Source organism: Staphylococcus intermedius NCTC 11048 (assembly GCF_002902385.1).
GTDB lineage: Bacteria > Bacillota > Bacilli > Staphylococcales > Staphylococcaceae > Staphylococcus > Staphylococcus intermedius.
This window is the reverse complement of record NZ_PPQH01000122.1, coordinates 1-237: the sequence shown is the minus strand read 5'-3', so window position 1 is coordinate 237 and position 237 is coordinate 1. Positions and strand designations below refer to the sequence as shown.

Below are 237 nucleotides of genomic sequence, written 5' to 3'. Positions count from 1 at the left end.
TAATGTGACAGTCACATTAGGGATACCTGGTTCGTCAGCATCTTGGATACCGTCTTTGTTTGTATCTTCCCAAACTTTATCACCGATATTGTGAGTCGGTGGGACAGGTGGTTCAGTTTTGTAGAAACCACTATCAATGGTTAAGTCATCATTGTCCCCAACAGTTACGTTCGTTGAAGTACCATTAGAGTCGTTATCCGTTGTGCCTTGACCTGTTTGCGTTGGTGTATAACCGTC

Annotated in this window: 1 protein-coding gene; it reads right to left on the bottom strand. The window is 43.5% G+C overall.

All coding sequences use genetic code 11. From position 1 onward, the window contains the following. Positions 1-237 (bottom strand): SdrD B-like domain-containing protein (locus tag CD138_RS13365; RefSeq protein WP_142380767.1); only part of this gene is annotated, 237 nt, incomplete at both ends.